Origin of the sequence: Alcanivorax sp. DSM 26293 (assembly GCF_900107995.1) — a bacterium.
In the GTDB taxonomy this organism is placed as follows: Bacteria; Pseudomonadota; Gammaproteobacteria; order Pseudomonadales; family Alcanivoracaceae; genus Alcanivorax.
The window spans coordinates 18,355-34,197 of sequence record NZ_FNUM01000006.1 but is presented as its reverse complement, the minus strand read 5'-3'; the positions used below and the strand labels follow the sequence as shown (position 1 = coordinate 34,197).

Annotated in this window: 13 protein-coding genes; 7 read left to right on the top strand and 6 right to left on the bottom strand. The window is 58.7% G+C overall.

Annotation, left to right across the window (positions count from 1 at the left end):
* Positions 1-169 precede the first annotated feature (169 nt).
* The 5 genes from C4S63_RS11520 to dctP form a co-directional block, all read right to left on the bottom strand.
* A complete protein-coding gene (locus C4S63_RS11520; RefSeq protein WP_103917640.1) occupies positions 170-1,237 on the bottom strand; it encodes a porin in 1,068 nt (355 codons plus the stop codon).
* Between the two features lie 25 nt (positions 1,238-1,262).
* Complete coding sequence (locus tag C4S63_RS11515; RefSeq protein ID WP_062815792.1) at positions 1,263-1,703, bottom strand: universal stress protein; 441 nt, start codon at positions 1,701-1,703, stop codon at positions 1,263-1,265.
* Positions 1,704-1,738: 35 nt separating this feature from the next.
* Positions 1,739-3,022 carry a TRAP transporter large permease gene (locus C4S63_RS11510; RefSeq protein WP_103917779.1) on the bottom strand — a complete coding sequence of 428 codons (1,284 nt, stop codon included), beginning with the start codon at positions 3,020-3,022 and terminating at the stop codon, positions 1,739-1,741.
* Between the two features lie 6 nt (positions 3,023-3,028).
* Positions 3,029-3,604 carry a TRAP transporter small permease gene (locus C4S63_RS11505; RefSeq protein ID WP_062815793.1) on the bottom strand — a complete coding sequence of 192 codons (576 nt, stop codon included), beginning with the start codon at positions 3,602-3,604 and terminating at the stop codon, positions 3,029-3,031.
* Positions 3,605-3,783: 179 nt separating this feature from the next.
* Positions 3,784-4,791, bottom strand: coding sequence for a TRAP transporter substrate-binding protein DctP (dctP, locus tag C4S63_RS11500; RefSeq protein ID WP_369798874.1), 1,008 nt, complete (start codon positions 4,789-4,791; stop codon positions 3,784-3,786).
* Positions 4,792-5,129: 338 nt separating this feature from the next.
* On the opposite strand from dctP, the gene C4S63_RS11495 reads away from it, so the two are divergent.
* The gene (locus C4S63_RS11495) at positions 5,130-6,074 is read left to right on the top strand and encodes a tRNA-dihydrouridine synthase (protein WP_103917639.1); all 945 of its coding nucleotides are present in this window, start codon (positions 5,130-5,132) and stop codon (positions 6,072-6,074) included.
* On the opposite strand, the gene C4S63_RS11490 is transcribed toward C4S63_RS11495, so the two are convergent.
* Positions 6,028-7,029 carry an MBL fold metallo-hydrolase gene (locus tag C4S63_RS11490; RefSeq protein ID WP_062815794.1) on the bottom strand — a complete coding sequence of 334 codons (1,002 nt, stop codon included), beginning with the start codon at positions 7,027-7,029 and terminating at the stop codon, positions 6,028-6,030. The genes C4S63_RS11495 and C4S63_RS11490 overlap by 47 nt on opposite strands.
* A 290-nt stretch (positions 7,030-7,319) precedes the next feature.
* Between C4S63_RS11490 and C4S63_RS11485 the strand changes: the two genes are divergently transcribed.
* The 6 genes from C4S63_RS11485 to C4S63_RS11460 all read left to right on the top strand — a co-directional run bounded on the left by C4S63_RS11485 (position 7,320) and on the right by C4S63_RS11460 (position 15,813).
* Positions 7,320-7,577, top strand: coding sequence for a DUF4212 domain-containing protein (locus C4S63_RS11485; RefSeq protein ID WP_062815795.1), 258 nt, complete (start codon positions 7,320-7,322; stop codon positions 7,575-7,577).
* Between the two features lie 13 nt (positions 7,578-7,590).
* Positions 7,591-9,387, top strand: a complete 1,797-nt coding sequence (locus C4S63_RS11480; RefSeq protein WP_062815796.1) for a sodium:solute symporter family protein — start codon at positions 7,591-7,593, stop codon at positions 9,385-9,387.
* Positions 9,388-9,579: 192 nt separating this feature from the next.
* On the top strand, positions 9,580-11,391 hold the full coding sequence (locus tag C4S63_RS11475) for a putative nucleotidyltransferase substrate binding domain-containing protein (RefSeq protein WP_103917638.1): 1,812 nt from the start codon (positions 9,580-9,582) through the stop codon (positions 11,389-11,391).
* A 35-nt stretch (positions 11,392-11,426) separates the two neighbouring features.
* The gene (locus C4S63_RS11470; RefSeq protein ID WP_103917637.1) at positions 11,427-12,038 is read left to right on the top strand and encodes a 3'-5' exonuclease; all 612 of its coding nucleotides are present in this window, start codon (positions 11,427-11,429) and stop codon (positions 12,036-12,038) included.
* Between the two features lie 57 nt (positions 12,039-12,095).
* Positions 12,096-12,311 carry a hypothetical protein gene (locus C4S63_RS11465; RefSeq protein ID WP_103917636.1) on the top strand — a complete coding sequence of 72 codons (216 nt, stop codon included), beginning with the start codon at positions 12,096-12,098 and terminating at the stop codon, positions 12,309-12,311.
* A 34-nt stretch (positions 12,312-12,345) separates the two neighbouring features.
* Complete coding sequence (locus C4S63_RS11460) at positions 12,346-15,813, top strand: hybrid sensor histidine kinase/response regulator (RefSeq protein WP_103917635.1); 3,468 nt, start codon at positions 12,346-12,348, stop codon at positions 15,811-15,813.
* Positions 15,814-15,843: the final 30 nt, after the last annotated feature.

The following is a 15,843-nucleotide window of genomic DNA, read 5'->3' as shown; positions in this document are numbered from 1 at the left end:
TTCCTCTGATCTCCTAAGCTATGGCGTCTCGTCTGCGCGTCACCGGCGGGATCCTTTTCCGCGCCAACGAAGCGAGTGATTTCCTGAAATTCAGCACCTCACAGGCCCGACCGATCGGCCCGGGCCCGTGGTGTTTGCGGCCGCACGGTACAACGCGGCGGGACGCCATTCAGAAATCGTAGCGCAGCCCCACCGTAAAGACCTGTCCGTCGCTTTGCACCTGATAACCGGCCAGGGGGTTAAAGCTGTCCGAGTTAGGGGTGTAGATCGCGTAGCCCAGCTCTTCATAGAAATATTCGGCAAACAACTTGAGTGCCTCGGTGTGCTGGTAGTCCACCCCCACATGGACGGAATCCCCCTGGAAAAAGGCTTCGCCTTCACCATCGCTTTCCTCTCCCTGGGCATACATGGCCTTGAAGGTGTACTTGTTCCAGCTGTAGGAACCATACAGGTTGTAGGTGACCGGATCCGGATCCTCACTGACACTGCTGTGGGACAACAGCTGTTCCACCTTGGCCGCGAAACGCCAGGGACCGGTGGTGTAGGTGGCTGAAGCGCCCACCTGATCCGCGCGGTCGCCGGAGTCCTGTTCGGTGTCCTGAAAGGCCGCTGCCAGTGTCAGCTTGTCCAGCGACCAGGACAGCGCGTATTGCATGGTGTCCAGGTAGCGGGTGCCGGCTTCGTCGGTCATATCCACCCCGGATACGGTGGCGGTGATGCCGGCCAGGCTTGGCGAGGTATAGGTCAGGGCGTCACGGCGAAAGGCGGACTGGGTCGCGTAGCCGGAGTAGAACGAACTGAAGAAATCCACCGGGTAAGCCACATTGTTGTAGTAGGCCAGCCACTGGGTGCCCACGGTGACGCTGCCGTATTGATCATGGGCCGCAGAAATCGTGGCGACGCGGGGCATGCTGTTGTTGTCTTCCTTGTAAAGCTCCTGGAAGAAAGTGGGATCCTCGGCACGCAGGCGGGCGGAGTTGATCGGGAACTCCAGTGTGGCGGTGATATCCACGTTGTCGAAGTCATTGTAGCTGGCGTTAACGCCAAGCCGGGAATAGGCATCACGCAGTCCCGTGTAGGAATCGTCTTCGCCCGGTTGCGCCTCATCCACCGAGACCGCTTCGGCCTGAATGCGTAACGAACCATAGGGGGTGACAGTCAACTCTGCATGGGCCGGCATGGCTGCCATGGCCGCGAGCAAGGCCGCGCTCAGCGGCAGGGTATGTGGGTGTTTCATCCTTGATCTCCCTTTTATTTCAGATTCAGACAATCAGTACCGGGCAGGAGGCCAGGCTGGCCACTCGCTGGGAGACACTGCCCAGAAAGTAACCGTCCACATCGCCGCTGGTGCCCCGTGAGCCCATCACAATCAGATCCACATTGTTGTCTTTGGCAAAACGGATAATGGCCCGGGATGGTCTGCCTCCCTTGACGAAGGCCCGTACATTTCGGGCGCCGGCCTTCGTGGCCAGCTGTTTGGCCTGATCTGCCACCGAAGACGCGTACTCCTTTAGCGCATCATCCGGCAGCTGCACATCATTGGGGCGAACCATGGAAAGGGATGCCTCGAAGAGGCTGTGGTGTTTGAAAACGCAAAGCAGAAGCAGCTGCGCATCATTGTCCTGCTGCAACCTGGCGGCATGTTCAAGGGCGTTGAGTGCGCCCTGTGAGCCATCGACGGGGACGAGAATTCGTTGATACATACCTGCCTCCTTGCGGGTCGTTGTCCGGTGCCTGATCAGAGGAAGAAAAGGTCACGTAGAAACAGGGCAATTTGCGGGAAAAAGATGACCAGCACAGTGGCACCCAGCAGCATTGCCACAAAGGGTGGCGTTCCCTTGATGACTTCCCAGTAAGGCCGCTTGAAAATGGCGATGGCGGTGAAAATGTCGCAACCGAAAGGTGGCGTGGCCGAGCCGACGGCCACCATCATGGTGATCAGGATTCCCACATGTACCGGGTCCAGTCCCGCAGATGCCACGGCGGGCGCAAAGATCGGGGTAAGAACCAGAATGACCACGATGGGGTCCACGAACATGCAGGCGATAAAGAAAGCCACCGCGATAGCAGTGAGGACACCGATCGGACCGGCTTCATTGATACCCAACGTGCCGAGAATGGTTTGCGGAATCTGGGCAAAGGAAATAATCCAGGAAAAACCGTTGCCCACCGCTACCAGGATAAATACCACTGCGGTGATCAGGCCCGTGGATTTGGCGATGGCATAGATATCCATGGCCTTGAGAGAGCGAAAAATAACGAACTCCAGTATCACCGCATACAGGACGCAGGCCGCAGCGGCTTCCGTGGGACTGAAAATGCCGCCATAAATCCCTCCGACAATGATGACCGGAAAACCCAGAGGCCAGAGCGCCATGCGTACTGAAGAAAGGCGTTCCCCCCAGCCGGCTTTCGCTTCTGTGGGCACGTTCTGGGTGTGGGCGTAGATCACACAATAGATGGAAAAAAGCAGCAGAATCAGCAGGCCCGGACCGATCCCGGCGATGAACAATTCGGCAATGGAGGTGCCGGTAATGACACCGTAAATAATCATGCCGATGCTGGGCGGGATCAGAAAGGCAATGTCGCTGGCATTGATAATCAACGCCAGGGTAAAGGAATCCTTGTAACCCGATTCCAGCATCCGCGGTCGGAGCGGTGAGCCCACAGCCACAACCGTGGCCTGAGTGGAACCGGAAACCGCGCCAAACAGCGTGCAGGAGGCCGCGGTGCTGACCGCCAGGCCGCCTTTGATATGGCCGATAAAGGCCATCACCATGTTGACCAGACGATTGGCCGACTGACCGCGTGTCATGATGTCGGCGGCGAGAATGAACATGGGAACCGCTATCAGGGCGGTGGGACGAATGCCGGCCAGCATTTGCTGAATAAAGAAGTCCATTCTGTCGAAGCCGTCGAACATCATCACGAAGCCAACAACGGCGCCGACAATCAGCGGCACCATCATCGGAAACCCGAACAGCAACAGCGCCAGCATGACGAGAAACATGATCCAGGCCATCATTCGTCAGATCTCCGTTTCCTGCTCGTCATAACCATCCAGCACGGTGGTGGACAGATAAACGTCTCGAGAGAAGATATTCTTTATCCCGGCCATGAAGTACTGAATACCGGTGACCGTGAGGCCGACCGGCACCCAGAGATAAATCAGGTAAATGGGGAAACCCAGGGTCGGTAGTACCCGACCGGTGCTGTACACGGAATGGATGTAGCTGACCGAGTACCAGCACAGGAAAAACATGATTGCTGAGGTGACGAAACTGATCAGAATCATCATCAGCCGACGGATGTTTGTGGGGAAGATGTCGTAGATGGCAGACATGCGGATATGCCGGCCATGGCGGGCTGCATAGCCCAGTCCGGCGAACGTGATCATGACGATCAGGATGCGGTTGACCTCTTCGGAAAAATGCAGGCTTTCACCGAGCAGAAAACGGCCGACCACGTTTGCCACCGTATTGATGGCCATGAGCAGGACCCCGGTGGCAAGGATGATGGCTTCGACTTTGGCGATGCCGTTGTCGAGGGTGCCGAGAAACCCGGGCAGGGAGGATTTCTGTGGAGAGGGAGCCTCATCGTTCATGATTGCATCCTTCTGCAATGGCCGGTTTAACGGATCATCCTGATCCGTACCCCGGCTGGTCGTGGTGCGGGTTTGGCCGGGGAAACCCGTGAAATCATTTTTGCGTTATTCAGGGCTCCGGAGAGAGATGTTGCCGGGGCCGCCCATACAGGTGCAGGCCCCGGCGAGTCATTCCCTGTCTATTCGCTTTCTATGGCTTGAAGATCGGCCTTGAACTGCTCAAGCAGCTTGGCGCCGCTCTCGCCGGTCATCTCCACGAAGCGCTCCTCCACCTGTGGCGCACGCTCCCGGAATGCCTGGCGCTGTTCCTTGGTGAGGCGGGTAACGGTGACCTCGTCGCTGTCTTCAAGAATCTTGTCGAGCATTTTTTCGCCAAGGCCGGGTACGTAATTGGCGATATGATCAAAAGCATGCTCAGTGGCGTCATGTACCAGTGCCTTGTCCTCTTCCGACAGGCCATTGAAGAATTCCTGGTTTGCCATCATGGCGGTGGTGAACTGGTTATGACCGGTGAAGATAAGATTCGGGGAGACTTCATAAAGCCCGCCGGACTGGATCCAGAAAATAGGGTTTTCCTGCCCCTGGATAATATTGGTCTGCAGGGCGCCATACACTTCCCCCCAGGGCAGGGGCGTCGGTGTGGCTCCGAAGGCCTGATAGGTCTCGGAAAGCAAGGGGTTGGTCATGGTGCGGATGTTCTTGCCCTGCAAATCTTCCGGCGAGGTGATCGGTTCGTCGGCGGTGATGACCACTTCCCCCTCGGGATACATGGTCAGCAGTTCCAGACCCTGTTCGGCGTAGAGTTTGGGAAACATCTCGTTGATGGCCTTGCTTTCTTCAAAGAAAGTAACCACCTTTTCAGACTCCACCGGCAGCAGGTAGGGGATAAAGAAAATTTGTGCTTCCGGGATCAGGGAACCGGTAAAGCCCGGTGACTGGTTGACGAATTGCAGTACGCCCGCCTGGGTCAGTTCCATGATGTCATCGGATTCACCGAGCTCGCCAAAACGGTGAATCTGGACAGTATGCGCCGAGTTTTCCTCGATATATTCCTTGAATTTGTAGGCGAACACATCCTGCACATCACCTTCGTATTCTTCGTGGGCATAGCGCCAGTTCTGTCCCTGTGGCTCGGCGCTGGCGGCGGGTTCATCAGCGTTATCGCTGCATGCTGCCAGTGTCGCCATCATCACCGTGGCCGCGACGGCGCCTGCGAGTGATCGAATGGTCATGGTGTACCCTCACTATCTGGTTGACGGAAATTTCCCGCAAACAATGTTCGCAAACTCTTCCATTTTTTACGGACATCGTGGTTTACCTTGGCAAAGGAGAAACCGAAGTGCAAGAAACCGGGTCGCGTTTGTGATTTCCGGATAATGCCTGTGGCGGAGCCATGTGGTGGGTTCCGTAAAGCGGTTTTCGCGGTATGGAAGCCGCTGGTGCAGCGCGCAACGCGGGGCCGCGCGGGGGGTTGGCAAGAAATCATCACGGCGTGTCGGGGTGCCTTTCTGCTAGAATCGCCGCCATGAAACTCATACTTGCGCCCATGGAGGGCCTGGCGGACTTCTGGGTTCGCCAGGCCCTCACCGATGTGGGTCATTACGATTGGTGTGTCAGCGAATTTGTCCGCGTCAGCGGGCTGTTACTGCCACCCAAGGTGTTCTATCGCTGGTGCCCGGAGCTGAAGAATGGCTCGCGCACCCGGGCGGGAACCCCTGTGCATTTGCAATTGCTGGGCTCTGACCCTGCTTGTGTGGCAGAGAATGCGGCCCGGGCGGTGGAGCTGGGGGCGCCGGCCATCGATCTGAATTTCGGTTGCCCGGCGAAAACGGTGAACCGCCATCGCGGTGGGGCAGTGTTGTTGGACGACCCGGAGCTGGTGCACGCAGTGACCGCCGCCGTGCGTCGCGCAGTACCTCCCTCCATTACCGTCTCTGTGAAGATGCGGCTGGGTAATGAAGAAGATGCGCTGGCGTTGGACAATGCGCGAGGGGTGGAAGCCGCGGGCGCGGCCTGGTTGACGGTGCACGGCCGGACCAAGCGTCAGGGTTACCGCCCGCCGGCCTACTGGGATCGCATTGGGCACATCCGCCAGGTGGTATCGATACCGGTTATCGCCAATGGGGAAATCTGGACGCCGGAGGATGCCCGGCGCTGCCAGCAGGAAAGCGGTTGTGTCGATTTGATGATAGGCCGTGGAGCGGTGGCAGACCCGTGGCTGGTCAGTGCCTTGCGGGATGGTCGCGCCACGCGTTGGGAGGATATCCCGCCGGTGCTGAGCCGGTTCCTGGCCGATGTGATCGGCACCGGGACCGATGCCCAGGTGGCGGGGCGGGTCAAGCAGTGGCTGAGCTACCTGCGTCGGCAGTGGCCCCAGGCCGGGGCGTTGCTGGAGCAGATCAAGCGGGAATCCGACCCCCTGGCTATGGCCCCGTTTCTGTCGGCGGCGCAGCAGGCGGTGTCAGCGTAAACGGCTGGAACGGCGGCAGCACGAAAAAATCACCGTCGTGACGATCCGCCATGGCACGGAACGATGCATCCAGGTTGTCCATGGCCCAGGGCAGTGGTGCCACATCGTCACGCAGTTCCGCGAAAAAATCATCCCAGTGCACGGGGATCACCGTGTGCGCTCCCACCGCCTGAGCGGTTTCTTCCATAAATGCCTGTTGATAGGCCTCACTCTGTTTGCCCAGGCTGGCGCTGGCCAATAGCGCATAGTCGGCCTGGTAGCGATCCAGTTCCCCGGGCTGCATGCCTGCACTTCCCTGAATCAGCAGGGTTCCCGCCGGATGGCTGACGACCAGTCCGTAGCTGGTGCCTTCTTCCCAGGCGCCCAGGGGGGCTGGCGGGATCACCGGTTCGGTGACCTCTCCCTTGCCGGTCCAGTTTTCAATGGCTTGTGGCAAGGGCACGTGGCCGGCAGGAACGAAGTAGAGTGTGAAGTCCCCGAATCGATAGGGGTGGTGAGTCTGCACCGTGGTGATGCGCGCTTCCGGTAAGCCGCCACCGCGCCCCACCATGGCGGTGGACGCGGATCCCAACAGCTGGGCGCCGGTCCGTTGCGCCACCAGGGGGGAATCCATGGCATGGTCGAAATGGGTGTGCAGTACCGGGATGGCATCCAGTTTACGGATACCTGCCTGTTTGAGTGCGTTGTCGATACGTTCCGGGTTCGGCTCGATCAGACCAAAAAGCTGGGGGATGCTGACCCGGGAAAAGTAGCCATCGGTGAGCAGGTGGGTGGTGCCGTCGCTGATCAGTACGGTGCTGGTACCAAGGAAGGTCAGGGTCACGTCACCGGGTTGGGCCGGGGGATGCGGCTCGGCAACAGGCCAGTGATCCCGGGAGGGGGATAGCTGGAAAGACACAATGATAGCTATCGCTGCTACCAGAAGGGCGCCGATCATCCATCGCGCAATTTTCATGGGACATCCACTGTTGTTCTGTTGAAAGGCCGTTCCGGACCAGGGGCGCATTTTAACGCATAAGTACCATTCTGACAGGGAAACCGCCGCGATAGATGGCGGTCTGTCGCAAAGTCCCGGTCGTGCCCACGGATTTTCCCGTCAGCCTTGTCTCCTCCCCATCCCCTCTGTCTTTCCGGGCTTCGACTAAAGTCATACTGTGCCGCCGATGCCCTTTGGCTAGTCTTGATAGCGAGCCTATCCCGATATTGCGGATAGCCCGCTACAACGAGGACGCAGAGGGACGAGTAATGAAAGAAGAAAATGCCCGCGCCTATTGGGCTGCCAACCTGCGATTGATTTTGACCTACCTGGCTGTCTGGTTCGCCGTCTCCTATGGCTGCGGAATCCTGCTGGTGGATGAACTCAATCAGATACAGTTTTTCGGATTCAAGCTGGGTTTCTGGTTTGCGCAGCAGGGAGCCATCTATGTGTTCCTGGTGCTGATCATCATGTATGCGCGATCCATGAACAAGCTGGATCGTAAATTCGACGTCCACGAAGACTGAGAGGGGTAAGATTATGGATGTTCAAACACTCACCTATCTCTTTGTGGGCGGTTCCTTTGCGCTTTACATCGGGATTGCGATCTGGTCGCGAGCCGGATCAACCAAAGACTTTTATGTGGCCGGTGGTGGGGTGTCTCCCATTGCCAACGGCGCAGCAACGGCAGCGGACTGGATGTCCGCCGCTTCGTTTATTTCCATGGCGGGGATCATTGCCTACGCCGGTTACGATGCATCGGTCTACCTGATGGGGTGGACTGGCGGTTACGTATTGCTGGCCATGTTGCTGGCGCCCTATCTGCGAAAATTCGGCAAATTTACGGTGCCGGATTTTATCGGTGACCGCTACTACTCCAATGTGGCACGGACCGTGGCAGTGATCTGCGTGATCTTCGTTTCTTTCACCTACGTGGCCGGGCAGATGCGTGGTACCGGTATCGTGTTTGCCCGTTTCCTGGAAGTGAATGTCAATACCGGTGTGGTGATCGGTATGGCCATCGTTTTCTTCTACGCGGTGCTGGGCGGGATGAAAGGGATTACCTACACCCAGGTGGCCCAGTATTGCGTGTTGATCTTTGCTTTCCTGGTGCCGGCGGTCTTCCTGTCCATCATGATGACTGGCCATGTGCTGCCGCAGACCGGTTTCGGTGCCACCGTGCTGGACGCGGCCGGTAACGATTCCGGTGTCTATCTTCTTCACAAGCTGGATCAGGTGGTCACCGATCTGGGCTTTACGGCCTACACCGATGGTTCCAAATCCACGGTTGACGTGTTCTTTATCGCGGCTGCACTGATGTGTGGTACCGCCGGTTTGCCCCACGTGATCGTGCGCTTCTTTACCGTGCCTCGGGTAAAGGATGCCCGTATCAGTGCCGGTTGGGCGCTGTTCTTCATCGCCCTGCTGTACACCTCGGCTCCGGCGGTGGGTGCCTTTGCCCGGCTTAACCTGATTGATACGGTTCACCAGACCCAGTATGAGGAACTGCCGGAATGGTTCTATAACTGGGAAAACTCCGGGCTGATCGGCTGGATGGACAAGAACGGTGATGGCGCAGTGCAGATGAGTGCCGGCGCAGCCTTTGAAGGCAAGCCCACTTTCGCCGGCAGCCGTGCAGAAGTAACCGGTGCCTATGGCGAGCGTGTACTCACCAATGCACCCAGCGATAACGATGCGGAAGTGTATATCGATCGCGATATTATCGTGTTGGCAAACCCGGAAATCGGCAATTTGCCAGCCTGGGTCATCGCCCTGGTGGCGGCCGGTGGGGTGGCTGCGGCGCTATCCACTGCAGCAGGTCTGTTGCTGGTAATTTCCAGTGCCATTTCCCATGACTTGCTGAAGAAAACCCTGAAGCCGGATATTACCGAGAAGCAGGAATTGTTGGCGGCCCGTGGCGCAGCGGTGGTGGCGATTTGTATCGCCGGCTACTTCGGCATCAATCCGCCGGGCTTTGTGGCCCAGGTGGTGGCCTTCGCCTTCGGGTTGGCAGCGGCGAGCTTCTTCCCGGTCATCCTGATGGGTATCTTCTACAAGCGCATGAACAAGGAAGGGGCCATTGCCGGCATGCTTACCGGGCTTGCCTTTACCTTCTCCTATATCGTCTATTTCAAGTTCGTGTCCCCGGAGCTGAACAGCGCCGAGCACTGGCTGCTGGGTGTCTCTCCGGAGGGTATTGGTACCGTCGGCATGCTGCTGAACTTTGCCGTGGCCTTTGCTGTTTCCCGGGTGACGGCACCGCCGCCGGAGCATATCCAGCATATCGTGGAGGACATCCGTGTTCCGCGTGGTGCCGGTGAAGCTGTGGCGCACTAAAGAAAGACGTTGAGCCAAGCCGGTGTGGAAACAGTCAGTCCGCACCGGTTTTGCGCTTTCTGAAAGAAGAGAGGAGAGTGAAAAGTTGAAAGTTTAAAGTTGAAAAGCGGGCAGAGCATTTCTGTTCCTGCTGCGCCATCTCCGCGCTTTTACGCTTTGAACTTTCACCTTTTCACTAACCGGTCCGCCGCCATGATTGAACAGGAACTCGACCAGTATCCGTTCAGCCTGCTGGGAACAGCAGGCCGACATCGCCTGCATCAGGGCACGGATCTGTCCTATTACGAGCCCGGTGACATTATTCTCGAGGCGGCCAGTCCCAGCGACTATGTCTATGTGGTTCACAAGGGCAGCGTGGCAGAGCTGGATGTGAAGGCTCCGGATGGGCGCAGCCAGGTGGGGGTGTATGCTGCCGGGGATCTGTTCGGTGCCATCAGTGTGCTCAATGGCAAAAGCCGTTACCGTTTTCGCGCAGAGCAACAGACCCTCTGCCATCTGATTCCCGCAGCCCTGTTTCTGGAGTTATGCGACAGTGAGCCGGAGTTCGGCCGCTTCTTTCGCCAGAGCCTGGCGGAAAAAAGCCAGCGCCTGGCGGAGCGACGGGAAGGGGGTGTCACCCTGGCCGGGTTCATGCTGGCGCGGGTGGATCAGTGCATGCGCGAGCCGCTGGTCATGGCCGCCGACGGTACCCTGCGGGATGCGGTGACGGCGCTCAAGCAACATGGTGTGGACAGCGTGCTGATCCACAGTGATGACGGCTTTGCCATTGTCACCAAAACCGATCTGCTGACCGCCCTGGTGCTCAACGAGCAAAGTGCCGATACCCCGCTGGACGCGGCGGCAGAGCGGCAACTTGTCACCGTTCGCCCGGACGATTATCTGTTCACCGCGCTGACAAGCATGACCCGCCACAAGGTGGCACGGGTGGTAGTGATGGCGGGCGAGCAGGCGGTGGGGGTGGTGGAGCTCACCGATGTGCTCAGTTTCTTTTCCAGCCGCTCCTATGTGGTGGGTCTGGAAATCGAGAAGGCCGAATCCCTGGACGAGTTACGGCTTGCCAGTGAACGGTTGCCGGAACTGGTGGAAGCGCTGATGGCCCAGGGCGTGAAAATGCGCTTTGCCATGGAGCTTCTGGCTGCCCTTAACGGGCGCATCATGGCCAAGGCGTTTGCCATGGTGGTGCCGCCTGAACAGCACCAGGCCTGCCTGATCATCATGGGCAGTGAAGGGCGCGGGGAGCAGATCCTGAAAACCGACCAGGACAATGGTCTGATCCTGGCGGATGATCAACACTGGCTCCGCTGCGAAACCGATGCCCGGCGTTTTTCTGAAACCCTGCTGACCCTGGGCTATCCCCCCTGTCCAGGCAAGGTGATGGTGTCCAACCCGGAGTGGGTGGGTAGCCTGAGTCAGTGGCAGCGACGCATCCATGGCTGGGCGGCGGATGTGGGTGGCGAGGGACTGATCCGCATTACCACCCTGGTGGACGCCCATTGCGTGGCCGGGGATAACCGCTTGCTGGATAGCGTGCGCACGGCACTGTTCGACCGTTGCAGCGATGATGATCTTTTCATGGCCCACTTTGCCCGGCCGATCCTGCAATTCGCCACGCCATTGAACCTGTTCGGTTCCCTGAAAAAGCCCCAGCACGGTATCGATATCAAGAAAGGGGCATTGTTTCCGGTGGTTCATGGTGTGCGTGCCCTGGCCTTGCAGCACCGCATCGCAGAAACCTCCACCCTGGCCCGGCTGGAAAAGCTGGTGGCGATGAAAGTGTTGGAGCCTGGCTTTGCCGAGGACCTGGGGGAAGCCATGGAGCTGTTCAGTGAGCTGCGCCTGAATCATCAGCTCGAACATCTGCATGGTGATGCCATGAACATACCCGACAACCATATCGTGGTGCAGCGGCTGTCATCCCTGGAGCGAGACCTGCTCCGGGATGCCCTGCATCTGGTCAGTGATTTTAAACAGCGCCTGTCCCGTCGTTTCCATCTGGAGTACTGAGAATAGCCATGGGTGCAGGCAGGAGGATAAAAGGCATGCTGAGGCACTGGCGACGTTATACCGATCGACATCGTCACGGGCAGGGGCCCTTTGCCCATCTTTTTATGCCCTATCAGGGCGATGAGGTGATGGCCATCGACTGTGAAACCACCGGGCTGGACAGCCGCCATGCGGAGCTGGTTTCCATCGCGGCGGTGCCGGTGAAGCAGGGGCGGGTGCTGAGCAGCCAGGCGCTGGATATCAAACTGCAAGCGCCGGACAGTCTGGAAGGCAGTTCCATTCGTATTCATCGTTTGCGGCCGGTCGATCTGGAGGAGGGCGAATCCGTGGTCGCGGCGCTGGAGCAGCTGCTGGACGTGATTGGCAATCGCCCCCTGGTGGGCTGGTGCGTGGATTTCGACGTGGCCATGATCAACCGTTACCTGCGCCCTCTGTTGGGCTTCGATCTGCCCAATGCCACTATCGAGCTGTCCAGCCTGTATCAGAAAAAAATGCGTCACTGGAAACCGGAACTGGAGCCGGACCTGCACTTCGATGCCATGGCCGACGCCTTGCAGGTACCGGTCATGGAGCGGCACACCGCCCGCGGCGATGCGGTGACGGCGGCGTTGATGTACCTGCAGCTGCAGAGACCCGTGATGAATTAAGTTGGCGCTTTGCCAGGAAGGCGCCAACGGGTTGCGGAAGAGATAATGGAGAGGAATATGCTCTACGCCGAAAAAGTGGCCTTGATCGCCGGTCTCTGCATCGTGCTGTATGCCTACCTGCGTTACTGGCTACGGACCCGGGACACCCGCGGGCTGCTGATGTTCTGGCGGCGGGAAATGACACTCACTGCGAGTGAATTCAAGTGGCAACGGGCCGGCGTCGCCCTGTTGCTGGTCGCGGTGGTGCTACGCTTCGTCCAGGCGTTGCTATAAGCTGAAATCTGTATCCGTTTAACCGGGAGCGGCGGTGTTTTCATTGTGGCAGTTGAGCGGCCTGGCACTGGGGTATGTGCTGGTGCTGTTCGTGATCGCCTGGTGGGGTGACCGGGCGGCTCGACAGGGGCGTAAAACCTTTCAGAATGCCTGGGTCTACAGCCTGGGACTGGGCGTATATTGTACCTCCTGGACCTTCTATGGTGCGGTGGGTGAAGCCGCCCAGAATGGCTGGAATTACCTGCCTATCTATCTCGGTCCCATCCTTACCGTGCTGCTCGGTGGTGCCCTGATCTACAAGATGGTCACGGTGGCCCAGCAGCATCACATTACCTCCATCGCGGATTTCCTGGCGGCCCGTTACGGCAAGTCCCGCCGCCTGGCCGTTCTGGTTACCCTGGTGGCAATCATTGGTGTGCTCCCGTATATCGCCCTGCAGCTGAAAGCAGTCACCCTGTCATTCGATTACGTGCTCAAGGACTCCGCGCAATACGATATGGATACCGCGCTGCTGGTGGCGGTACTGATGGCGGTGTTTACCCTGTTGTTCGGAACCCGCCATATCGATACCACGGAGCACCAGTCCGGTTTGATGCTGGCGGTCAGCTTCGAGTCCTTTATCAAGGTGGTGGCCTTCGTGTTGCTGGGGCTTTACTGCCTGTACTTTATTTTCGACGGCCCCCTGGATATGTGGCAGCAAGTGGCGCTGCAGGATGACGTTTTCCAGATTTTCGAGCCCACCCTGTTTTCCCAGAGTTTTGTCACCGCCTTGCTGTTGTCCATGGTGGCGATCCTGTGTTTGCCGCGTCAGTTTCATGCCGGGGTCGTGGAAAACAACGATCTTCGGCATTTACGCACCACCCGCTGGCTTTTTCCGCTGTATCTGCTGATGTTTGCGGTCTTTGTGCTGCCCATCGTGGTGGCCGGCGTCATCACCCAGCCTTACCTGATAGGTCAGGCGGACACCTACATGCTGTCGCTGCCCATGGCCCAGGACAATTCGACCATGCTGATGGTGTCGTTTATCGGCGGCATCGCGGCGGCAACCGGTATGGTGATCGTGTCCACGGTGTCGCTGGCTATCATGCTGACCAACGAAGTGTTGCTGCCGCTGTGGTTGCAGTCGCGGCTTCATGAGCGGGACCAGCTGGCCGGGCTGAGCCGTCAGCTCCGGTTTCTGCGTCGCGCCAGTATTCTGGTCTTGCTGGGCCTGGCATTTGCCTTTCATACCCTGATTGATCGCTTCGATGGCCTGGCCAGTATTGGCCTGTTGTCCTTTGCCGCTGTGGCGCAATTCGCGCCGTCGCTGGTGGGGGCCTTGTACTGGCGCACCGGGCACAAGCAGGGGGCCTTTGCCGGGTTGGGTTTCGGGTTTCTGCTGTGGTTCTACTGCCTGCTGATGCCGGTCATTCTGCCGGTGGAGTGGGTGCAGACCCTGAACGAGCGGGGCCTGTTGGGGCTGGGACTGCTGCGTCCCCATGCCATGTTCGGCATTGAGGGGCTGGAACCGTTGACCCATGGGGTGTTCTGGTCCCTGTCGGTGAATCTGGCGGCGTTTATTTACTTCTCCCGCCGCGCCCATCATGACGCCCTGGATGAGGCCCAGGCAGCCCGGTTTGTGGACATGCCCATGGACTGGTGGCGCGAAGGTATTGGTCACCCGTCCATCACAACCGCGGAACTGCTGGAAGTGTGCAAGCGTGGGCTGGGCCATCCCCGGGCCGAGCCTTTGTTCTTCGACTATATGCGCCGTCGCAACGTGTCCGAGCAGCTGGCGTTGCCGGCGCCGTTGCACCTGGTTCGCTATGTGGAGCGGCTACTCGCCGGCACCATGGGCGCGTCCACGGCGCGAATCGTGATGAGCACCCTGCTACGCAAGCAGAACAGCCGCCATGACGATGTGGTGAGAATGATGGATGAGGCTTCCGAGCTGATCCAGTTCAATCACCAGCTGTTGCGCACCACCATCGAAACCATCAGCCAGGGTATCTGCGTGGTGGATCGGCAGATGCAGGTGGTGGCCTGGAACCAGGCCTACGTGAAACTGTTCGATTATCCGGACGGGCTGATCCGGCTGGGTCGCCCCATCGAGGACGTGTATCGCTATAACGCGGAGCGTGGCTATTACGAGGGCGGGAATCTGGAAGACGATGTGAGCAAGCGGGTACAGCTGTTGCGCGAGGGTCACTCTCACCAGTTCGAACGTGAGTTGCCCAACGGCATTGTTGTGGAGGTGCGCGGTACGCCCATGATGGGGGGCGGTTTTGTCAGTACCTACATGGATATTACCGAGCGCAAGCGTGACGAGCAGGCGCTTCGCCAGATCAACGAAAGTCTGGAAAACCGGGTTGCCGAACGTACCCGAAAACTTACCGAAGTGAATGAGAAACTGGCCCGGGCCAATGATGGCAAGACCCGGTTTCTGGCCGCCGCCGGCCATGACCTGATGCAGCCCCTCAATGCCGCCCAGCTGTTTACCTCGTCGTTACGCCAGCAGCTGGTGAAACGTGACGGTGAAAGTTTTTCCCGTGAAGTGGATGTGCTTGGTCATATCGATACCTCCTTGCAGGCCGCCGAGCAGATCATTTCGGCACTGATGGAAATCAGCAAGCTGGATACCGGCACCATGCCCACGCATGTGCATCCGTTGCGTCTGGGCAGTTTGATGGCCCCGCTCAACCAGGAGTTTTCTGCCCTGGCCGCCGCCAATGGGTTACGTCTGCGATCGGTGATCTGCGAGGCGGTGGTGGAGACGGATGAGGGTCTGTTGCGGCGAGTCCTGCAGAACCTGCTGTCCAATGCCATTCGTTATACTGAACACGGCCGCATCCTGTTTGGCTGCCGGCGCCAGCACAATGCCATACGCATTGAGGTGTGGGACACCGGCCCGGGGATTCCCGATGATCAGCACGAACAGATTTTTCGGGAGTTCCAGCGCCTGCCGCAACAAAGTCGAAAGCCGGTTAAAGGGCTGGGCTTGGGGCTGGCTATCGCGGACCGGATCTGTCGATTGCTGGGGCACCGGTTAACGGTCCGTTCCTGGCCCGGTAAAGGTACGGTGTTCAGTGTCACTGTGCCGCTGGCCAGCGGCGAATTGCCGCCGTTACTGCAAGAAGCGGAAACGGCCAGCAAGGGCATTGAGGGTTTGCGGGTGTTCTGCGTGGATAACGACCCGGCATTGCTGGCCAGTCTGGTGGCGGCCCTGGAGATGCTCGATTGCGACGTGGTAGCGGCCAGCGGTCTGGATGACGCTCTGCAAAAAGCAGTCAACAACCCGGCCCCGGATGTGCTGCTGGTGGACTATCAGCTGGATAATGAAGACGGCTTTGCGGTGATCGAAGGGCTGGACAGCTGCTGGGAAGACGTGGTCCCCGCCATCCTCATGACCGCCGACCGCAACCCCCACGTCCGAGAGCGCGCGGAAGAGCAGGGGGTTGGTTTCCTGCAGAAGCCGTTGACGGAGGGGATGCTCAGAAGAGCGTTGGAGCAAATTAATAGTTAATAATGAATAATTAATAACGCGCGATCAGAA